Origin of the sequence: Actinokineospora fastidiosa (assembly GCF_014648415.1) — a bacterium.
Classification (GTDB): Bacteria; Actinomycetota; Actinomycetes; order Mycobacteriales; family Pseudonocardiaceae; genus Actinokineospora; species Actinokineospora fastidiosa.
The window spans coordinates 1-16715 of sequence record NZ_BMRB01000015.1; the positions used below are offsets into that span (position 1 = coordinate 1).

At 71.8% G+C, this 16715-nt stretch carries 20 protein-coding genes; 5 read left to right on the forward strand and 15 right to left on the reverse strand.

Annotated features, from left to right (window positions below; genetic code table 11):
• From IEY98_RS32065 to dxr, 3 genes are all read right to left on the reverse strand, one after another.
• Positions 1 to 464, reverse strand: a 464-nt coding sequence (locus IEY98_RS32065) for a flavodoxin-dependent (E)-4-hydroxy-3-methylbut-2-enyl-diphosphate synthase (RefSeq protein WP_189214480.1), incomplete at its 3' end; no start/stop codon positions are given.
• Between the two features lie 32 nt (positions 465 to 496).
• Positions 497 to 1714, reverse strand: a complete 1218-nt coding sequence (locus tag IEY98_RS32070; protein WP_189214464.1) for a M50 family metallopeptidase — start codon at positions 1712 to 1714, stop codon at positions 497 to 499.
• Positions 1711 to 2877 carry a 1-deoxy-D-xylulose-5-phosphate reductoisomerase gene (gene dxr / locus IEY98_RS32075; RefSeq protein ID WP_189214465.1) on the reverse strand — a complete coding sequence of 389 codons (1167 nt, stop codon included), beginning with the start codon at positions 2875 to 2877 and terminating at the stop codon, positions 1711 to 1713. Before dxr ends, IEY98_RS32070 begins: the two co-directional genes overlap by 4 nt.
• A 177-nt stretch (positions 2878 to 3054) precedes the next feature.
• Here dxr and IEY98_RS32080 point away from each other — a divergent pair, with 177 nt between their 5' ends.
• Together IEY98_RS32080 and IEY98_RS32085 are read left to right on the forward strand one after the other, a co-directional pair.
• Positions 3055 to 3321 carry a GlsB/YeaQ/YmgE family stress response membrane protein gene (locus IEY98_RS32080; protein WP_189214466.1) on the forward strand — a complete coding sequence of 89 codons (267 nt, stop codon included), beginning with the start codon at positions 3055 to 3057 and terminating at the stop codon, positions 3319 to 3321.
• 98 nt (positions 3322 to 3419) lie between these two features.
• The gene (locus tag IEY98_RS32085; protein ID WP_229787852.1) at positions 3420 to 3695 is read left to right on the forward strand and encodes a DUF2631 domain-containing protein; all 276 of its coding nucleotides are present in this window, start codon (positions 3420 to 3422) and stop codon (positions 3693 to 3695) included.
• 4 nt (positions 3696 to 3699) lie between these two features.
• Here IEY98_RS32085 and IEY98_RS32090 read toward each other — a convergent pair whose 3' ends face one another.
• Genes IEY98_RS32090 through rlmN form a run of 3 tightly spaced genes read right to left on the reverse strand, consistent with a single transcriptional unit; the run spans position 3700 to position 5427 of the window.
• A complete protein-coding gene (locus IEY98_RS32090) occupies positions 3700 to 4050 on the reverse strand; it encodes a type II toxin-antitoxin system PemK/MazF family toxin (RefSeq protein ID WP_308425944.1) in 351 nt (116 codons plus the stop codon).
• Positions 4047 to 4292, reverse strand: a complete 246-nt coding sequence (locus IEY98_RS32095) for a ribbon-helix-helix domain-containing protein (protein WP_189214469.1) — start codon at positions 4290 to 4292, stop codon at positions 4047 to 4049. The genes IEY98_RS32090 and IEY98_RS32095 overlap by 4 nt, the downstream gene beginning before the upstream one ends.
• Positions 4293 to 4323: 31 nt before the next feature.
• The gene (gene rlmN / locus IEY98_RS32100) at positions 4324 to 5427 is read right to left on the reverse strand and encodes a dual-specificity RNA methyltransferase RlmN (protein WP_189214470.1); all 1104 of its coding nucleotides are present in this window, start codon (positions 5425 to 5427) and stop codon (positions 4324 to 4326) included.
• Between the two features lie 110 nt (positions 5428 to 5537).
• Here rlmN and IEY98_RS32105 point away from each other — a divergent pair, with 110 nt between their 5' ends.
• The gene (locus IEY98_RS32105; protein WP_189214471.1) at positions 5538 to 6182 is read left to right on the forward strand and encodes a PadR family transcriptional regulator; all 645 of its coding nucleotides are present in this window, start codon (positions 5538 to 5540) and stop codon (positions 6180 to 6182) included.
• Here the strand turns inward: IEY98_RS32105 and IEY98_RS32110 are convergent.
• Entirely contained in the window at positions 6179 to 6916 is a 738-nt protein-coding gene (locus IEY98_RS32110; protein WP_189214481.1) for a class I SAM-dependent methyltransferase, read from the reverse strand. The two genes, IEY98_RS32105 and IEY98_RS32110, sit on opposite strands and share 4 nt — an antisense overlap.
• 79 nt (positions 6917 to 6995) lie before the next feature.
• Here IEY98_RS32110 and IEY98_RS32115 point away from each other — a divergent pair, with 79 nt between their 5' ends.
• Positions 6996 to 7841: a VOC family protein gene (locus tag IEY98_RS32115; protein ID WP_189214472.1), complete on the forward strand. Its 846-nt coding sequence runs from the start codon at positions 6996 to 6998 to the stop codon at positions 7839 to 7841.
• Here IEY98_RS32115 and IEY98_RS32120 read toward each other — a convergent pair.
• The 5 genes from IEY98_RS32120 to rpsB all read right to left on the reverse strand — a co-directional run bounded on the left by IEY98_RS32120 (position 7838) and on the right by rpsB (position 11808).
• The gene (locus tag IEY98_RS32120) at positions 7838 to 8674 is read right to left on the reverse strand and encodes a phosphatidate cytidylyltransferase (protein ID WP_229787854.1); all 837 of its coding nucleotides are present in this window, start codon (positions 8672 to 8674) and stop codon (positions 7838 to 7840) included. The genes IEY98_RS32115 and IEY98_RS32120 overlap by 4 nt on opposite strands.
• A 25-nt stretch (positions 8675 to 8699) precedes the next feature.
• Positions 8700 to 9257 (reverse strand): ribosome recycling factor, encoded by a 558-nt coding sequence (frr, locus tag IEY98_RS32125; protein WP_189214474.1) that lies wholly within the window; start codon positions 9255 to 9257, stop codon positions 8700 to 8702.
• A gap of 26 nt (positions 9258 to 9283) precedes the next feature.
• Complete coding sequence (pyrH, locus tag IEY98_RS32130; protein ID WP_189214475.1) at positions 9284 to 10006, reverse strand: UMP kinase; 723 nt, start codon at positions 10004 to 10006, stop codon at positions 9284 to 9286.
• A 79-nt stretch (positions 10007 to 10085) separates the two neighbouring features.
• Entirely contained in the window at positions 10086 to 10901 is an 816-nt protein-coding gene (gene tsf / locus IEY98_RS32135) for a translation elongation factor Ts (protein ID WP_189214476.1), read from the reverse strand.
• Positions 10902 to 10980: 79 nt separating this feature from the next.
• The gene (gene rpsB / locus IEY98_RS32140) at positions 10981 to 11808 is read right to left on the reverse strand and encodes a 30S ribosomal protein S2 (RefSeq protein WP_189214477.1); all 828 of its coding nucleotides are present in this window, start codon (positions 11806 to 11808) and stop codon (positions 10981 to 10983) included.
• A 513-nt stretch (positions 11809 to 12321) separates the two neighbouring features.
• On the opposite strand from rpsB, the gene IEY98_RS32145 reads away from it, so the two are divergent.
• A complete protein-coding gene (locus IEY98_RS32145) occupies positions 12322 to 12795 on the forward strand; it encodes a murein hydrolase activator EnvC family protein (protein ID WP_229787856.1) in 474 nt (157 codons plus the stop codon).
• Here IEY98_RS32145 and IEY98_RS32150 read toward each other — a convergent pair whose 3' ends face one another.
• The 3 genes from IEY98_RS32150 to dprA all read right to left on the reverse strand — a co-directional run bounded on the left by IEY98_RS32150 (position 12796) and on the right by dprA (position 16161).
• Complete coding sequence (locus IEY98_RS32150) at positions 12796 to 13647, reverse strand: FliA/WhiG family RNA polymerase sigma factor (RefSeq protein ID WP_229787858.1); 852 nt, start codon at positions 13645 to 13647, stop codon at positions 12796 to 12798.
• Between the two features lie 13 nt (positions 13648 to 13660).
• The gene (locus IEY98_RS32155) at positions 13661 to 14584 is read right to left on the reverse strand and encodes a tyrosine recombinase XerC (protein ID WP_229787860.1); all 924 of its coding nucleotides are present in this window, start codon (positions 14582 to 14584) and stop codon (positions 13661 to 13663) included.
• Positions 14585 to 15036: 452 nt separating this feature from the next.
• Positions 15037 to 16161: a DNA-processing protein DprA gene (gene dprA, locus IEY98_RS32160; protein WP_189214479.1), complete on the reverse strand. Its 1125-nt coding sequence runs from the start codon at positions 16159 to 16161 to the stop codon at positions 15037 to 15039.
• Between the last annotated feature and the right edge of the window lie 554 nt (positions 16162 to 16715).

The following is a 16715-nucleotide window of genomic DNA, read 5'->3' on the forward strand; positions in this document are numbered from 1 at the left end:
TTGCCGTGCTTGGCCAGCAGCCGCGGGTCCAGCGACCCGGCGTTGACCCCGATCCGGATCGGGGTGCCGTGATCGCGCGCAGCCTGCGCGATCTCCTTGACCTTGTCGTCGAACTTCCTGATGTTGCCCGGGTTCACCCGCACCGCGGCGCACCCGGCCTCGATCGCGGCGAAGACGTACTTCGGCTGGAAGTGGATGTCGGCGATCACCGGGATCTGCGACTTGCGCGCGATCGCAGGCAGCGCCTCCGCGTCATCCTGCGACGGACACGCCACCCGCACGATGTCACACCCGGCCGCGGTCAACTCCGCGATCTGCTGCAGCGTGGCGTTCACGTCGGCGGTGAGCGTGGTCGTCATCGACTGCACGGAGATGGGGAACTCGCTGCCCACCCCCACGGTCCCGACCTGGAGCTGCCGGGTCTTCCGCCGCTCGGCGAGCACGGGCGGCGGGAGGGTGGGCATACCTAGCAGCACGTCGTTGGACACGGGGCCTCTCACTCGGGTAGTCGGATGGGGTTGACGATGTCCGCGGTGACCGTGAGCAGGACGATCGCGCCGCCGATGAAGACCAGCACCATCGTCACGCCCGCGAGCTTGTTGTAGTCCACCGGGCCGCCCGGCGCCTTCCCACGCACCCGGCGCAGGGCGTCGCGGACCTTCTCGTAGAGCGTGACCGCGATGTGGCCGCCGTCGAGCGGGAGCAGGGGCAGCAGGTTGAACACGCCGACGAAGAAGTTCAGCGCGGCGAGCATGAGGATGAAGATCTCCCAGATGCCCTGCTCGGCGGCGTCGGCGCCGATGATGCTCGCGCCGACCACGCTGACCGGGCGCTCCGGGTCGTCCTCGCCGCCGATGGCCCGCACGACCGCGGGGATCTTCTCCGGGAACTTCATCAGGCCTTCCCAGGTCCTGACGAACATGTCGCCGGTGAAGTCGACGGTCGCGCCGATCGCGGGGACGAAGCCGTACTCGACCGTGGGGCTCTTGGCGATGCCCACCGCGCCGACCTGCTCAAGCGCGGTGGTCTTGCCCGGCTCCGCCCCGACGGGCACGCGCTGGACGGTGGCGATGTCGACGGTGATCGTGCGCTGCTCGCCGTCGCGCTCGATGAGGAACTCGGTCGGGCCGCTCAGGTCGCGCACGCGCGCGACCAGCTCGCGCCAGCCCGCGACCGGCGTGCCGTTGACGGCCAGGATCTCGTCGTCCTCGACGATGCCCGCGCTCGCCGCGGGCGACGGGTCGCCGGGCCCGCAGGCGGGGAGCTCGTGGGTCGTGGGGTCCTGGGTCGGCGCGGCGCACCCCGTCGCCCCGACGACCGCGCGGCCGTCGCCGTCGGGCAGGCCCAGGGTCGTGGCCATGGCCAGCAGGATCAGGAAGCCGAGGATGAAGTGCGTGATGGAGCCCGCCGACAGCACGACGACGCGCTTCCACACCGGGAACTTCCACATCGCCCGCGGCGCCTCGTCGGGGGTGACGGGGTCCAGCGCGGTCATGCCCGCGATGTCGCAGAAGCCGCCTGCGGGGATGGCCTTGAGCCCGTACTCGGTCTCGCCGCGGCGGAAGGAGAAGATCTTCGGACCGAAGCCGATGAAGTAGCGGCGCACCTTCATGCCGAAGGCCTTGGCGGTGAGCATGTGCCCGGCCTCGTGCAGCGCGATGGACGCGCAGATGCCCAGCGCGAAGAGGACGAGGCCAAACAGCCACGCGATCACGGTCGGTTCCCTCCCTGGTCGGCAGGGGTGCCCAGCAGCCCGCGCGCCCGCGTCCGCGCCCACTCCTCGGCGGCGAGCACGTCCGCGACGTCGCGCGGCGGACCGGTCCAACCGTGCGCGGCGTCGAGCACCCTGCCGACAGTGTCCACAATGTCTGTGAAAGCAGCGTGGCCTTCGCGGAAGGCGGCGACCGCCTCCTCGTTGGCCGCGTTGTAGACCGCGGGCAGGCAGCCGCCGGTCGTGCCCGCGGCGCGGGCGAGCCGGATCGCGGGGAAGGTCTCGTCGTCGACCGGCTCGAAGGTCCAGGTCGACGCGGTGCTCCAGTCGCACGGCCGGGCCGCGCCGGGCACCCGGTCCGGCCAGGCCAGGGCGAGCGCGATGGGCAGGCGCATGTCCGGCGGGCTCGCCTGGGCGAGGGTGGAACCGTCAACGAATGACACCATCGAGTGAACGATGGACTGCGGGTGCACGACGACGTCGATGCGGTCGTAGGGCACGCCGAACAGCAGGTGCGCCTCCATCAGCTCCAGCGCCTTGTTGACCAGGGTCGCGGAGTTGATGGTGATGACCGGGCCCATCGCCCAGGTCGGGTGCGCCATCGCCTGCTCGGCGGTCACGGCGGCCAGCTCGGCGCGCGTGCGGCCGCGGAACGGGCCGCCGGACGCGGTCAGGATCAGCCGGTCGACCTCGTCCTCCCGGCCGCCGCGCAGCGCCTGGGCCATGGCCGAGTGCTCGGAGTCCACCGGCACGATCTGCCCGGGCCTGGCCGAGGACAGCACCAGCGGGCCGCCCGCGATCAGCGACTCCTTGTTGGCCAGGGCCAGCGTCGCCCCGGTCTCCAGGGCCTTGAGCGTGGCGGGCAGGCCGACCGAGCCGGTGATGCCGTTGAGCACGACGTCGGCGCCCGCGGCGTCGATGAGGTCGGAGACGGCGTTCGGGCCGCTGAACACCTTGGCGTCGGTGCCGGGCACGTCGCCGCCGGGCACGGCCACGTACGGGACGCCGTGCGCGGCTGCCTGCTCGGCCAGCAGCGCGCGGTTGCCCCCGCCCGCGGCGAGCCCGACCACGCGGAAGCGGTCGGGGTTGGCGGCCACCACGTCGAGGGCCTGCGTGCCGACGGACCCCGTGGAGCCGAGCACGAGAAGGGAGCGCTGCGCAGTCATCTCCTCCATTGTCCCTGACCCCGATGGCGCATCCGCGCGCCGGGGCGTGTCACCGGTCATACCGCCGTTCGGCGCAATCCACCCGAATCGGTGATTGAAGCGGGCGGGGACAGGGCACTTCCGCGACAGGAACAACGCGCTCGCCGCGATGCGGTGGCGCACCTGGAAGGAGTACCGATGGGCATTCTCGGCTGGATCGTTCTCGGCCTGCTGGCCGGACTCATCGCCAAGGCCATCATGCCTGGTAGGGACCCTGGCGGCATCATCATCACGATCCTGATCGGCGTGGTCGGCGCCATTCTCGGCGGCTTCATCGGCAGCGCGATCTTCGGCCGCGGCATCGGGGAGTTCTTCGACCTCGGCACCTGGCTGCTCGCCATCGGCGGCGCCCTGATCCTGCTGGCGATCTACCGCGTCGTGGTCGGGAACCGAGCCAGGACCTGACGCGCGACCGGGCTCACACCGGGCACGGCGGCCCCCGCCGTGCCCGGTGTGCCACTATGTCGGCGATCGAACCCGGACTTGATTCAGGAGGCCCCACCGTGGGAAGCACCGCACTGGAGAAGCGGAAGTCGACCGCCGTCTCCGGCCACACGGTGAGCCCGGCCGACGAGCCGTCGGCCGAGTGGGGCTGGCACGGCACCTTCCGCGTGGGCACCCCGGCCGCGGGCATCTTCGTCGGCCTGGCGATGTTCGCCATGCTGATCGGCAACCACGAGGGCTGGACCGAGAACCTCTGGCTCATCGGCATGGGCGCGGGCCTGCTCGCGGGCGTCGCCTGGATGATCCACAAGCGCCGCACGTCCTGGCGGCGCTAGCCCGTCAGTCCGACCGCAGGCCCATGACGCGGCGCAGTCCCGCGTCGACCTCGCGCATCAGGCTGGGCGGAAGCGTGGCCACGGCATCGCCCAGGTCGTCCTTGTCGAGGGTGACCACCGCGGCCACGTTGACCACCGAGTCGCGGGGCAGACCCGTCGCCGCGGCGGACAGGAAGACGTTCCCCGGCGCGGTCGCCAGCTTCGTATTGGACGTGATCACGGCGACCAGGACGGTCGCCAGTCTGCTGCGGTTGTAGGGGTCGGCCTGGACGACCAGCACCGGGCGCCGCTTGGCTGGCCGGGACCCCTGGGCGTCACCGAGGTCGGCCCAGTGGACGCCGCCTCGTCTGATCACCACTCATCGTCCGACATGGCCAGCGCGCGCCTGCCCGCCGCGGCCGCCACCGCGCCGGAGTCGTCGTCGCCCGCGAGGTCGAGCGCGGCGTCGATCTCGTCGGTCAGCGAATGTTCTTCCAGATGGGCCAGGTAGTGCCGGGCCGCGCGCACGTAGAACTCCGAGCGGGTGAGGCCCAGGTTGCGCACCTTGTCCTCCACCTCGGCGAACGTGTCGTCGGGCACGGAAATCGCGGTCTTCACGCCACCGAGTATAACCCGGTATAACCGCTTGTCAGCCCTCCGCGGCGAGCTGGCCGCAGGCGGCGGCGATCTCCTGGCCGCGGGTGTCGCGGACCGTGCACGACACGCCCGCGGCGTTGACGCGGCGGACGAACTCGCGCTCCACCGGCTTCGGTGAGGCGTCCCACTTGCTGCCCGGGGTCGGGTTCAGCGGGATGACGTTGACGTGGGCCAGCTGCCCCAGGTGCCTGCGCAGCAGCTTGCCCAGCAGGTCGGCGCGCCACGGGTGGTCGTTGATGTCGCGGATCAGCGCGTACTCGATGGACACGCGCCTGCCCGTGCGGTCGGCGTAGAGGCGGGCGGCGTCGAGCACCTCGGCCACCTTCCAGCGGGTGTTCACCGGCACCAGGGTGTCGCGCAGCTCGTCGTCCGGGGTGTGCAGCGACACCGCCAGCCGCACGCTCAGGCCCTCCTCGGCCAGCTTCCGGATCGCGGGCACCAGGCCGACCGTGGAGACCGTCACCGAGCGCTGGGAGATGCCCAGGCCGTCGGGGGCCGGGTCGCAGATGCGGTGCACGGCGTCGATCACGCGCCGGTAGTTCGCCAGCGGCTCGCCCATGCCCATGAAGACGATGTTGCTGAGGCGTCCCGGCTCGCCCAGCTCGCCGTCGCGCATGGCGGCCGCGGCCGCGCGGACCTGGTCGACGATCTCGGCCGTCGACAGGTTGCGCTGCAGGCCGCCCTGGCCGGTGGCGCAGAACGGGCAGGCCATCCCGCAGCCCGCCTGCGACGACACGCACAGCGTGGTCCGGTCGTGGTAGCGCATCAGGACGCTCTCCAGCAGCGTGCCGTCGTGCGCGCGCCACAGCGTCTTGCGGGTGTCGCCGTCGTCGCAGGTCACGTGGCGGACCGGGGACAGCAGCGGGGGCAGCAGGGCCGAGGCGAGGCGGTCGCGGGCGGCGGCGGGGATGTCCGTCATCGCCGCAGGGTCTGCGGTCAGCCTGCCGAAGTAGTGCGTGGAGAGCTGCGCGGCCCGGAACGGCTTCTCGCCCAGCTCGGCCACCGCGTCGCGGCGCTGCGCGGTGGAGAGGTCGGCGAGGTGGCGCGGCGGCAGGCCGCGCTTGGGCGCGTCGAAGACGAGGGGAAGAGAGGTCATGGCCGCTCCATTGTCCCATGCCGGGGAGACCAGCCTCACCGTTGCATCGGCGATAGGTTCCGATATATCGTTGAGCTATCGCGAAGCAACGCCACCCATCAGGAGGAAGAATGCGTACCCGACACCACCACCGCCGCGGCCCCTGGCACAGGCACGAGCACCACTTCGCCGCGGAGCACCACTTCGACCCGGAGGACCACCCCATGACCCCGCCGTTCCCCCCGATCATTCCGCCGGGGCCGCCCGCGCCGCCGCCCTTCGGCGGGTTCGGCCCCTTCGGCCGGGGCCACCGCGGCCCGCACGGCCGCAAGCGCCGGGGTGACGTGCGCGCGGCCGTCCTCGCCCTGCTCGCCGACCGGCCCATGCACGGCTACGAGATGATCCAGGAGATCGCCGCCCGCAGCGGCGGGTACTGGAAGCCCTCCCCCGGCTCGGTGTACCCGACGCTGCAGCTGCTCGCCGACGAGGGCCTGGTCCGCGGCGTGGACGGCGACGGCGGCAAGCGGCTCTTCGAGCTGACCGACGACGGCCGCGCCGCCGCGGCCGCGCTCGGCGACAGCCCGCCGTGGGAGCAGGCCGCCGAGGGCGTCGACCCGGTCGACCGCTCGCTGCGCGAGGCGCTCGGCGGGCTGGCGACGGCGGTCATGGGCGTCGCGCAGGCGGCCAGCAGCGACCAGAAGTCGCGCGCGGTGGACGTCCTCGACCAGGCCCGCCGCCAGCTCTACGCCATCCTCGGCGAGGACACGCCCCGCTAGAGGATCAGCCCGGCGGGCTTGGTGCGCGCGAGCACGCGGTAGCCGACGGTGAACTCCAGACCGTCCACCTCGGCCGCCGCGCGCGCGGCCACCGCCGCGGAGAACTCGATCCGCAGCACCGACACCAGCGTCTCCCGGTCGGGGAACCGCCACACGGTCGCCACCCGGTGCCGCTGGAAGCCCTGGGCCTCGAAGAAGGCGTCGACCGCCGGGGCGTCGTAGGACGGGATGTCCGCGCGCAGCCAGCGTCCGTAGGGCGGGCGCGCGGCGTCGAGGTCCACGATCACCAGCGACCCGCCGGGCCGCAGCACGCGGTCGGCCTCGCGCAGGCCGGGCTCGCAGCCCGGGCCGAAGAAGTACGCCGTGCGCGCGTGCACGACGTCCGCGCTGCCGTCGGCCAGCGGCAGCGCCTGCGCGGAGCCGGGCAGCACCGTGATCGGCAGGCCCGCGACCCGGGCGCGGGCCTGCTCCACGAGCGGCCCGTGCGGCTCGACGCCGACGACCGAGCGCGCCCGCTCGGCGAAGCGCGGCAGGTGGAAGCCGCTGCCGCAGCCGACGTCGACCACGTCGCCGGTCCAGTCGGCCAGCGGCTCCAGCGCGCGCCAGACCGCGCCGTGGACGTCCTGGGCGCGGTTCTCCGCCTCGTACACCGCGGGCCAGTGCCAGATGTTCGGACTCGGCACGATGTGCGGCGCGCGCAACGCCGAAACCAGCTCCCGAGCCCGCGCGACCATGCCCACGCCCCCAGGAAAGCACAGATCGGCAACGCCGCGCGGCGTGCGGAACTTCACCCGATCTAGCTAATGTCACGACATGGTCACCGACGCGATCAGTGCCGCTGAGGACTTACCCGAGGGCACCCCGGGAAAGCCGTGCTGGGTGGAGGTCGCCACGCGCGACCCCGCCGGCTCCGCGGCCTTCTACGGGGCGCTGTTCGGCTGGGAGTTCCGCATCGGCGACGACGGCTACCGGGTCGCGCTCGTCGACGGCGTCCCGGTCGCGGGCCTCTACACCCCGCAGGGCGACCAGCCCGGCGAATGGACCCTCTACCTCACGATCCACGACACCCACAACACCGAGGAACGGGTGCGGCTGCTCGGCGGGGAGATCCTGGCCGCGCCCCGGGAGATCCCCGGACAGGGCGGGCTGCTCGTGGCCACCGACCCCAGCGGCGGGCCGATCGGCTTCTGGCGCCAGGACCGCGGCTGGGCCCTGGGCACCGGCTTCCCCGGGGCCTTCACCTGGGCTGAGCTCTACACCTGGGACGGCGCGGCAGCCGACGCGTTCTACACCGCCCTGTTCGGCTTCGAGACCACCCAGATAGGTGACGGCACGGTCTACGACTACACCACGTGGTCCATGAACGGCGAGGACGTCCTGGGCAGGCTGCGCATGGGCAAGGAGTTCCCCCGCGAGCGCCCGCCGTACTGGATGGTGTTCTTCGAGGCCGCGCCCGAGATCGGCGTGGACGCGCTGGCCGAGAAGGCCGCCGCGCTCGGCGGCACCGTGGCCGTCCCGCCGTTCGACTCCCCGTACGGCCGCACGGCGGTCCTGCGCGACCCGCGCGGCGCGGAGTTCAGCGTGCTGGACCGGACGGTCACCATCGAGGCCGACGAGAGCGAGATCGGCGCCGAGGTCGACGACCCGTACGCCGACTAGACCGGCACGAACAGCTGCAGCAGCAGCCAGGACACCACGGCCGACGGGAGCAGCGAGTCCATCCGGTCCATGAGCCCGCCGTGGCCGGGCAGCAGCGTGCCCATGTCCTTGATGCCCATGTCCCGCTTGATCACCGACTCGACGAGGTCGCCCAGCGTCGCCACCGCGACCAGGGCGACGCCGAAGAGGACGCCCTGCCACACCTCGCCGCCGAGCAGGAAGCGCACGCTCAGCGCCCCGGCGACGATGCCCGCGACCATCGAGCCCGCGAAGCCCTCCCAGGACTTCTTGGGGCTGATCGTCGGCGACATGGGGTGCTTGCCGAACAGCACGCCCGCGATGTACCCGCCGGTGTCGGAGGACACCACCAGGATCATGAAGCACAGGACGCGCGCGGCGCCGTCCTCCGGGATCACCAGCATCGCGGCGAAGGCGGCGAACAGCGGCACGTACGCGGCGGTGAAGGCCGACGCGGTCACGTCCCGCACGTAGCCCTGCACGCCACCGCGGAACCGCCAGAGCAGCACCGCCAGGATCGTCACCACGAACGCGGCCAGCACGCCGTTGCGGCCGAACGGCCAGGACAGCCACACCATCGCCTGGCCGCCCACCAGCACCGGCCAGAGCGCCACGCGGATGCCCGCCGCCCGCTCCAGCGCCCCGGCCAGCTCCCAGGTGGCCACCGCGACCGCGGTGGCGACGATGCCGACGAAGACGTGCCGCACCGTCAGCAGGGCAAGCAGGATCCCCCCGCCGAGCAGCACCCCGACCGCTATCGCGGCGGGCAGGTTGCGTCCGGCCCGTGAGCCCGCGCCCACCGCGTCCGTGGTCACTGTCGTTCTCCCCCTCAAGGCCCGATCAGACCTCGAGCAGCTCGGCTTCCTTGTGCTTGACCAGGTCGTCGACGGAGTGGACGTACTTGTCGGTCAGGTTCTGCAGTTCCTTCTCGGCGCGCACGACGTCGTCCTCGCCGGACTCGCCGTCCTTCACCAGGCGGTCGAGCTCCTCCTTGGCCTTGCGGCGCACGTTGCGGATGGAGATCTTGGCGTCCTCGCCCTTGGACTTGGCCAGCTTCACCATCTCCCGGCGGCGCTCCTCGGACAGCTGCGGGAACACCACGCGGATGATCGAGCCGTCGTTGGACGGGTTGACGCCGAGGTCGGAGTCCCGGATCGCCTTCTCGACCGCGTTGAGCTGGTTGGGCTCGAAGGGCTTGACGACGGCCATCCGCGCCTCCGGGATGGAGATGCTGGCCACCTGGTTCAGCGGGGTGGGCGAACCGTAGTAGTCGAGGTGGATGCGGGAGAACATGGCGGGCGTGGCGCGGCCGGTGCGGATGGTGGACAGCTCGTCCTTGGCGACCGTCACCGCCTTCTCCATCTTCTCCTCGGCGTCGAACAGGGTCTCCTCGATCAAGTCAGGCTCCTCGGCTCTCGGCGGGCTCAGGCGGCGGGGGTGCTCACCACGGTGCCGATCCTCTCACCACGCACCGCTCGGGCGATGTTGCCCTCGGTCAGCAGGTTGAACACGATGATCGGCATGTTGTTGTCCATGCACAGGCTGAACGCGGTCGCGTCGGCGACCTTGAGGCCGCGCTCCAGGACCTCGCGGTGGGTGATCTCGGTGAACATCTTGGCGTCGGGGACCACGCGCGGGTCGGCGTCGTAGACCCCGTCGACGGCCTTGGCCATCAGCACCACGTCGCAGCCGATCTCCAGCGCGCGCTGGGCGGCGGCGGTGTCGGTGGAGAAGTAGGGCATGCCGACGCCGCAGCCGAAGATCACCACGCGGCCCTTCTCCAGGTGCCGCTCCGCGCGCCTGGGGATGTAGGGCTCGGCGACCTGGCCCATCGTGATCGCCGTCTGCACGCGCGTGTCGATGCCTTCCTTCTCCAGGAAGTCCTGCAGCGCCAGGCAGTTCATGACCGTGCCGAGCATGGCCATGTAGTCGGCCCGGTCGCGGTCCATGCCGCGCTGGCTCAACTCGGCGCCGCGGAAGAAGTTGCCGCCGCCGATGACCACGGAGGTCTGCACCCCGCTGCGCACGACGTCGGCGATCTGGCGGGCCACGGCGTAGACCACGTCGGGGTCGACCCCGACCTCGCCGCCGCCGAACATCTCCCCGCCCAGCTTGAGCAGCACCCGGCGGAATCCGCTCTGCGCCACGTAAGACCCTCCTTCGTGACTATGCCCCGCCCTCGGCGTCGCCGTGGGCGGGGCACAACCCTAATCCGCGGCCGGAACCTCAGGCCTGGCCGACCTCGAACCGGGCGAACCGGGTCACGGTCACGCCAGCCTCGTCGAGGATGGCCTTGACGGTCTTCTTCGAGTCCTGGACCGAGGACTGCTCCAGCAGGACGACGTCCTTGTAGAAGCCGTTCACCCGGCCCTCGACGATCTTGGGCAGCGCGCCTTCCGGCTTGCCCTCCTCGCGGGCGGTCTCCTCGGCGATGCGGCGCTCGTTGGCCACGACGTCCTCGGGGACCTCGTCGCGGGTGACGTAGCGCGGGCGCATCGCGGCGATCTGCATGGCAGCGGCGCGGGCCGCGTCCTCGCTGTCGCCGGTGTACTCGACCAGCACGCCCACGGCGGGGGGCAGGTCGGAGGAGCGGCGGTGCAGGTAGGTGCTGACGGCGCCGTCGAAGACGGCGACCCGGCGCAGCTCCAGCTTCTCGCCGATCTTGGCCGAGAGCGCCTGCACGGCGTCGCCGACGGTGGCGCCGTCGAGCTCGGTGGCCCTGAGGGTGTCCAGGTCGCCCGCCTTCGCGGCCTTGGCGGCCTCGACGATCCGGGCGGCCAGCTGCTGGAACTCGTCGTTCTTGGCGACGAAGTCGGTCTCGCAGTTCAGCTCGACCATGACACCGTCCGCGGCGGCGACGAGGCCCTGGGCGGTGGCCCGCTCGGCGCGCTTGCCCACGTCCTTGGCGCCCTTGATGCGCAGCAGCTCGACGGCCTTCTCGAAGTCGCCCGCGGACTCCTCGAGCGCCTTCTTGCAGTCCATCATGCCTGCGCCGGTCATGTCCCGGAGCCGCTTCACGTCGGCCGCGGTGAAGTTCGACATCGTGCGTTGTTCCTTACGCGCGTTGATGTGGTCGTGTGGCGGCCGTCCGGGGCCCGTGCGGGCCCCGGACGGTCGTGGCTCAGCTCTCGGCGGGGGCGGCGGGCGGGGTCGCCGGGGCCTCGGCGGCGCTCTCGGCGCCCGCCAGCAGCTCCTGCTCCCACTCCGGCAGCGGCTCGCTGCCCGCGACCTCGGGCTTCTCCGCGCCGTTGCTGCGCGCGCCGGAGCGGGCCATCAGACCGGCGGCGACGGCCTCGGCGACGACCTTGGTCAGCAGCGCGGCGGAGCGGATCGCGTCGTCGTTGCCCGGGATCGGGTAGTCGACCTCGTCCGGGTCGCAGTTGGTGTCCAGGATCGCCACGATCGGGATGTTGAGCTTGCGGGCCTCGCCGACGGCGATGTGCTCCTTCTTGGTGTCCACGATCCACACGGCGGAGGGGACCTTCGCCATGTCGCGGATACCGCCGAGGGTGCGCTCCAGCTTGTCCTTCTCGCGGGTGAGCATCAGGATCTCCTTCTTGGTGAGACCCTGGAAGCCACCGGTCTGCTCCATCGACTCCAGCTCCTTGAGCCGCTGGAGGCGCTTGTGCACGGTGGAGAAGTTGGTGAGCATGCCGCCCAGCCAGCGCTGGTTCACGAACGGCATCCCGACCCGGCGCGCCTCGTTGGCGATCGCCTCCTGCGCCTGCTTCTTGGTGCCGACGAACAGGATGCTGCCGCCGTGGGCGACGGTCTCCTTGACGAACTCGAAGGCCCGGTCGATGTAGGTCAGCGTCTGGCGCAGATCGATGATGTAGATGCCGTTGCGGTCGGTGAGGATGTACCGCTTCATCTTCGGGTTCCAGCGGCGGGTCTGGTGCCCGAAGTGCACGCCGGAATCCAGCAGCTGCTTCATGGTGACGACGGCCATGGCCGAAATCGCACCTCTCACTTGGGCGCGTCGGCCCGGTGCTGGCCCGACGCGCGAACTCGGTTGCCGCGACGGCCCCGGTGGGACCGCCGCCCTGGTGCCGCGCGGGTCCCCGGACCCACCGGTGTCACCACCCGCAGGACCGCCGGGCACCCTGCTCGCCATCTAGACAGACGCACGGCACGCGAAGTCACCCCGATCGGGGTGCGCTGAGAAGTGTACGCCGCCCCCGAAGCGAAGGTGAACCGCGCCTCGCTGGCCGAGTTATCCACAGACCGCCGGTTTCGGTGGCGGGGCTTCGGGGATCTTCCGGATCCTGGTCATATGACCACTGACCAGCTAGAACACCATTCCACCGCGCCGCTCGCCCACCCCCAGCCGCATCTCGCTCACCTTCAGCCGAACCTCGCCGACCCCCGACCGCAGCCCAGCCGCCCCCAACCGTCGCCTGACCTTCGTCGGCTCTCTGCCGGACGCGCCCTCCGGCTGCGGGTTCTCGCCATCCTCGTCGCCGTGACGACGCTGCTGCTCGTGCTCCTCGGCGGGGCTCGGGTCACCGCCGACGCTCGGGACGGGCCGGGGCGGTTCGTGTGGCCGCTTGAGCCCGTTCCGGTCGTCTCGCGGCCGTTCGAGGCGCCGCCTGGGCCGTACGCGGCGGGGCATCGGGGTGTGGACCTGGTGGCGTCGCCGGGTGCCGTCGTGCGGGCGGCGGCCGACGGGGTCGTGGTGTTCGCTGGGCGCGTTGTCGACCGGGAGGTGGTGTCGGTGGCGCACCGGGGTGGGTTGCGGACGACGTATGAGCCGGTGTCGCCGTCGGTCGAGGTGGGGGCGCGGGTGCGGGCGGGTGACCGGTTAGGGGTGCTCGTCGGCGGGCATCGCGGGTGCCCCGCGGCGGCGTGCCTGCACTGGGGCTTACGCCGGGAGGGGGTGTACCTCGATCCGCTGCAACTGCTCGTGCCGCTGCGCGTGCGGTTGTTGCCGCACTGACTAGACGTCCACGGTTTCCATCAGCTTCGCGCGGAGGCGCAGGACCGCGCGTGTGTGCAGTTGGCACACGCGGGACTCCGTCACGCCCAGGACGCGGCCGATCTCGGCGAGAGTGAGGTTCTCGAAGTAGTACAACGTGACCACGATGCGATCGCGCTCGGAGAGCCTGCCGATCGCGGCGGCGAGTTGGCGGCGGTTGTCCTGGTCGACCAGGGTGGCCACCGGGTCGTCGGCGCGCTCGTCCTCCAGGATGTCGGCGAGCGAGGTGGTGCCCCGGCCAGCGGCGGCCAGTTCGTCGAGGGCGATGACGCTGGTGAGCTGCAGCTGCGCGTAGACGTCACGCAGTTCGGACAGCGACAGGCCCAGCTCGTCGGCGAGTTCGGCGTCGGTCGGGGTGCGCTGGAGCTTGCCGCCGAGGCGTTCCATGGCGCGCTCGATCTCGCGGGCACGCCCCCGGACGGTGCGCGGCACCCAGTCCTGGGCGCGCAGGTCGTCGAGGATGGCGCCGCGGATGCGCTGCATGGCGTAGGTCTCGAACTTGAGGCCGCGCTCGGGCTCGAACTTCTCGATCGCGTCGACCAGGCCGAAGATGCCGGACTGGATCAGGTCGGCGACGTCGACGTGCGCGGGAAGGCCGGTGCCCACCCGGCCGGCGACGTACTTGACCAGCGGCGCGTAGTGCAGCACGAGCCGGTCCCGCAGGCCCTGCTCGCGGTGGCCGCCGTACTGGCGCCAGAGCGCGACGATGCCCGCTTCCACGTCGTCGGCGGTCCGCTGGTCGCCGGGCAGGACGCCTGCGTGGGCGTGGCCGTTCACCCGGCCCACGGGCTCCGGGCGTACCGGTGTCCGCATACCTTCCCCGGGGTCATCGGGAGCGGGGATGGGTTCGGTCATGGATCGCCTTCAGCCGGTCGACGGTCACGTGAGTGTAAAGCTGGGTCGTTGACAGCGTAGCGTGACCGAGTAACTCCTGGACGCTACGAAGGTCAGCTCCCCTCTCCAGCAGGTGCGTGGCCGCGGAATGCCGCATCCCGTGCGGCCCGACCCCCGACACCCCGGACACCGCATCGACAGCGTCCCGCACGATCCGCCGCACGCTTGCAGGCTGCAATCTGCCGCCGCGAGCCCCCAGCCACACTGCCGGCGGAGAGTAGTCCCGGGCAAGGGTCTGCCTGCCCTTATCGAGCCAGAGCCCGACCGCCTCGGCCGCGGGCGCGCCGAACGGGACGACCCGTTCCTTGTTCCCCTTGCCCACCACGCGGACCAGCCGTTTAGCGCGATCGACGTCGTCGATGTCGAGTCCGCACAGCTCAGCCACCCGCACCCCGGTCGCGTACAGCATCTCCACGATGGCGTGGTCACGCAGAGCCACCGGATCAAGTTGCTCGGCCCCGGCCGCCGACGCCGCCATCACCTCCCGCGCCTGGTCCTCTCTGAGCACGATCGGAAGCTTCCGGTCGCGCTTCGGCGCGACCAGCCGCAGCCCCGGATCGGCCGCCAGGTGCTCCCGTCGGTGGGCCCACGCGGTGAACGTCCGCACCGCGGCCGCCCGGCGGCCGAGGGATGTCCGCTGGGCACCGTCCTCCCGCTGCCGCGCGAGCCAGCTGCGCAGGATCCCCAGGTCGACACCCGCGACGCCGACGCCGGACTGCTGAGCGTGCCCCAACATCGAGACGACGTCGCCGACGTACGCCCGGACGGTGTGCTCGGAGAGCCCGCGCTCCAACCCCAGGTGTCGCTCGAACTCATCGACCACCCGCCGGTCCGCCTCCGGCAAACCGGCCCGCACCGCGCGAAGCTCCCCCCGCGCCGCCCCAGTACCCACCCCTCCGACGCTGCGCCACCAACGTCCCCAGGTCAAGTACCGCCACGCCCGCAAGATCGGATTCACGCCCACCCGCACGGCCATCGCCCCAGGTCGCAGCCCCAGCACAACCGCACCGTCCCCGCACCCGGCCGAATCCCGGCACACCCGCACGCTCGTCGCTCGCACGGTCGTCACTCACACCGTGCTCGCTCGCACGGTCGTCGTTCACACGTCGTCGCTCGCTCACACGTCGTCGCTGGCATGTCGTCGCTCGCACGCCGTCGCTGCAGGCCGACCGAATCTCGGCACGCCCGCCCGGTCACCGCACCTGGCCGGTTCGGTACACCCGCGCGGCCGCCGCTCCAAGTCGGGTCCCAGCACTCGCGCGGGTGACCACACCAGGTCGAAGCCCGGTACACCGCACCGTCACCGCATCACGCCCTCCTCCAGCCGGAATCGCCGCGGATCGCCAATCCGGTGATCTCCAGGTCGGTCAGGAGGGCGCGGGTGCGGTCGAGGGGAACGCCTGCGTCGGCGGCCACGGCGGTCTCGCCCAACTCCTTCCGCGCCCGCAGAGCGTCGTGCACGCGCAACGCCTCGTCGCCCAGGCCGTCGGTGGCCCGCTTCGGGGACGATGCCGGTTCGGCGGCGAACTCCCCGACCGCGCCCACGGCCTCCAACACGTCGGCGGTGGACTCAACGAGGTCGGCCGCCTGGGCGCGGAGCAACGCGTGACACCCCACTGACTGCGCCGAAGTCACCGGCCCGGGGACGACAAGCACCCGCTTGCCGAGCGAGCCCGCAGTCGACGCGGTGTTCCGCGACCCACTCCGCCGCCCCGCCTCCACGACCACCGTCCCGGCCGTGAGAGCGGCGATGAGACGGTTGCGCACCAGGAACCGGTGCTTCGCCGCGCTCACGCCGGGCGGATACTCGCTCACCACGAGCCCTCGGTCGGCGATGTGTTCCAACAGCCGCGCATGCGCCATCGGATAGGCGATGTCAATGCCGCACCCGAGAACCGCAATCGTCCGCCCCCGAGCACTCAACGCCCCCCGATGCGCCGCCGCGTCGATCCCGAAGGCGGCCCCGGAGACAACCGTCATCCCCGCCAACGCGATCCCCTGCCCGAAGTCACTCGCGACGTGCTCGCCATACGCCGTAGCCGCCCGCGCACCGACGATCGCCACCGACCGATCGAGGCTGTCCCCCAACGAAGGACTCCCCCGAACCCACAACGCGAGCGGAGGCGCGGCCCACCGCAACCCCCGGTTGAACGCGTTGCTCAGCGAGAGCAACGGCCATGACGGCCACTCCTCGTCCTCCGGAATCACCAGCCGCGCCCCGACCGCCGCTGCGGCCTCGAGATCAGCCGCAGCCATGTCGTTCTCCCGTCTGGCACTGGTTTCGGCCGCCACATCGGGCTGCACTTCCCCAAGCCGCACGCGCCGAGCGGCTTCCAGCGGACCGACCCGATCAACCAACGCCGCCAACCCGGGTGCAGGCGGCTCGGCGACTCGGCTGAGGTAGGCGCGGGCAAGACGGAGTTCGTTGTTCATGGTGATTCCTTTCTTGGGCAGACAGGGTCTTTGGAGTTGGGCAAGGACCAGCGGGGCGACAAGGGCAGAGGCGGGACGATCGGCGAGGGGGCAAGGCATCGAGGGTGGGCGGCGGGACCGGCGAGGACGGGTGGCGAGCGCGGGGTCAGCGGACTCAGCAAGGCGGGTGGGTGAGGACGGTGAGGGCATGGGTGAGGGCGGGTCGGTGGGGACTTCGAGGGCAAGGACGGCGGGGGCGAGGTCGGCGGGAACGGTGAGGACGGGGGCGGCGAAGGCGGGACCAGCGGGACGGTGACGGCAGGGGCGATGAAGGGCGGGATCGGGGGCCTGCGAGGGCGAGGTCGGCGGGGACGGGGATCAGAGCGGCGGAATCGGGCGGCGAGGACGGGGTTGGTTTGGGCGTGGCGGGGTTCGGGACGGGGCCGGGGTGCGGTTCGGCGTGGCGGGGTTGAACGTGGCGGGGACGGGTCGGGGGTTGGAACAGGCGGGGTTGGGGCGGGGCGGGGTTGGGGCGGGGCGGGGTTGGGGCGGGGCGGGGTTGGGGCGGGGCGGGG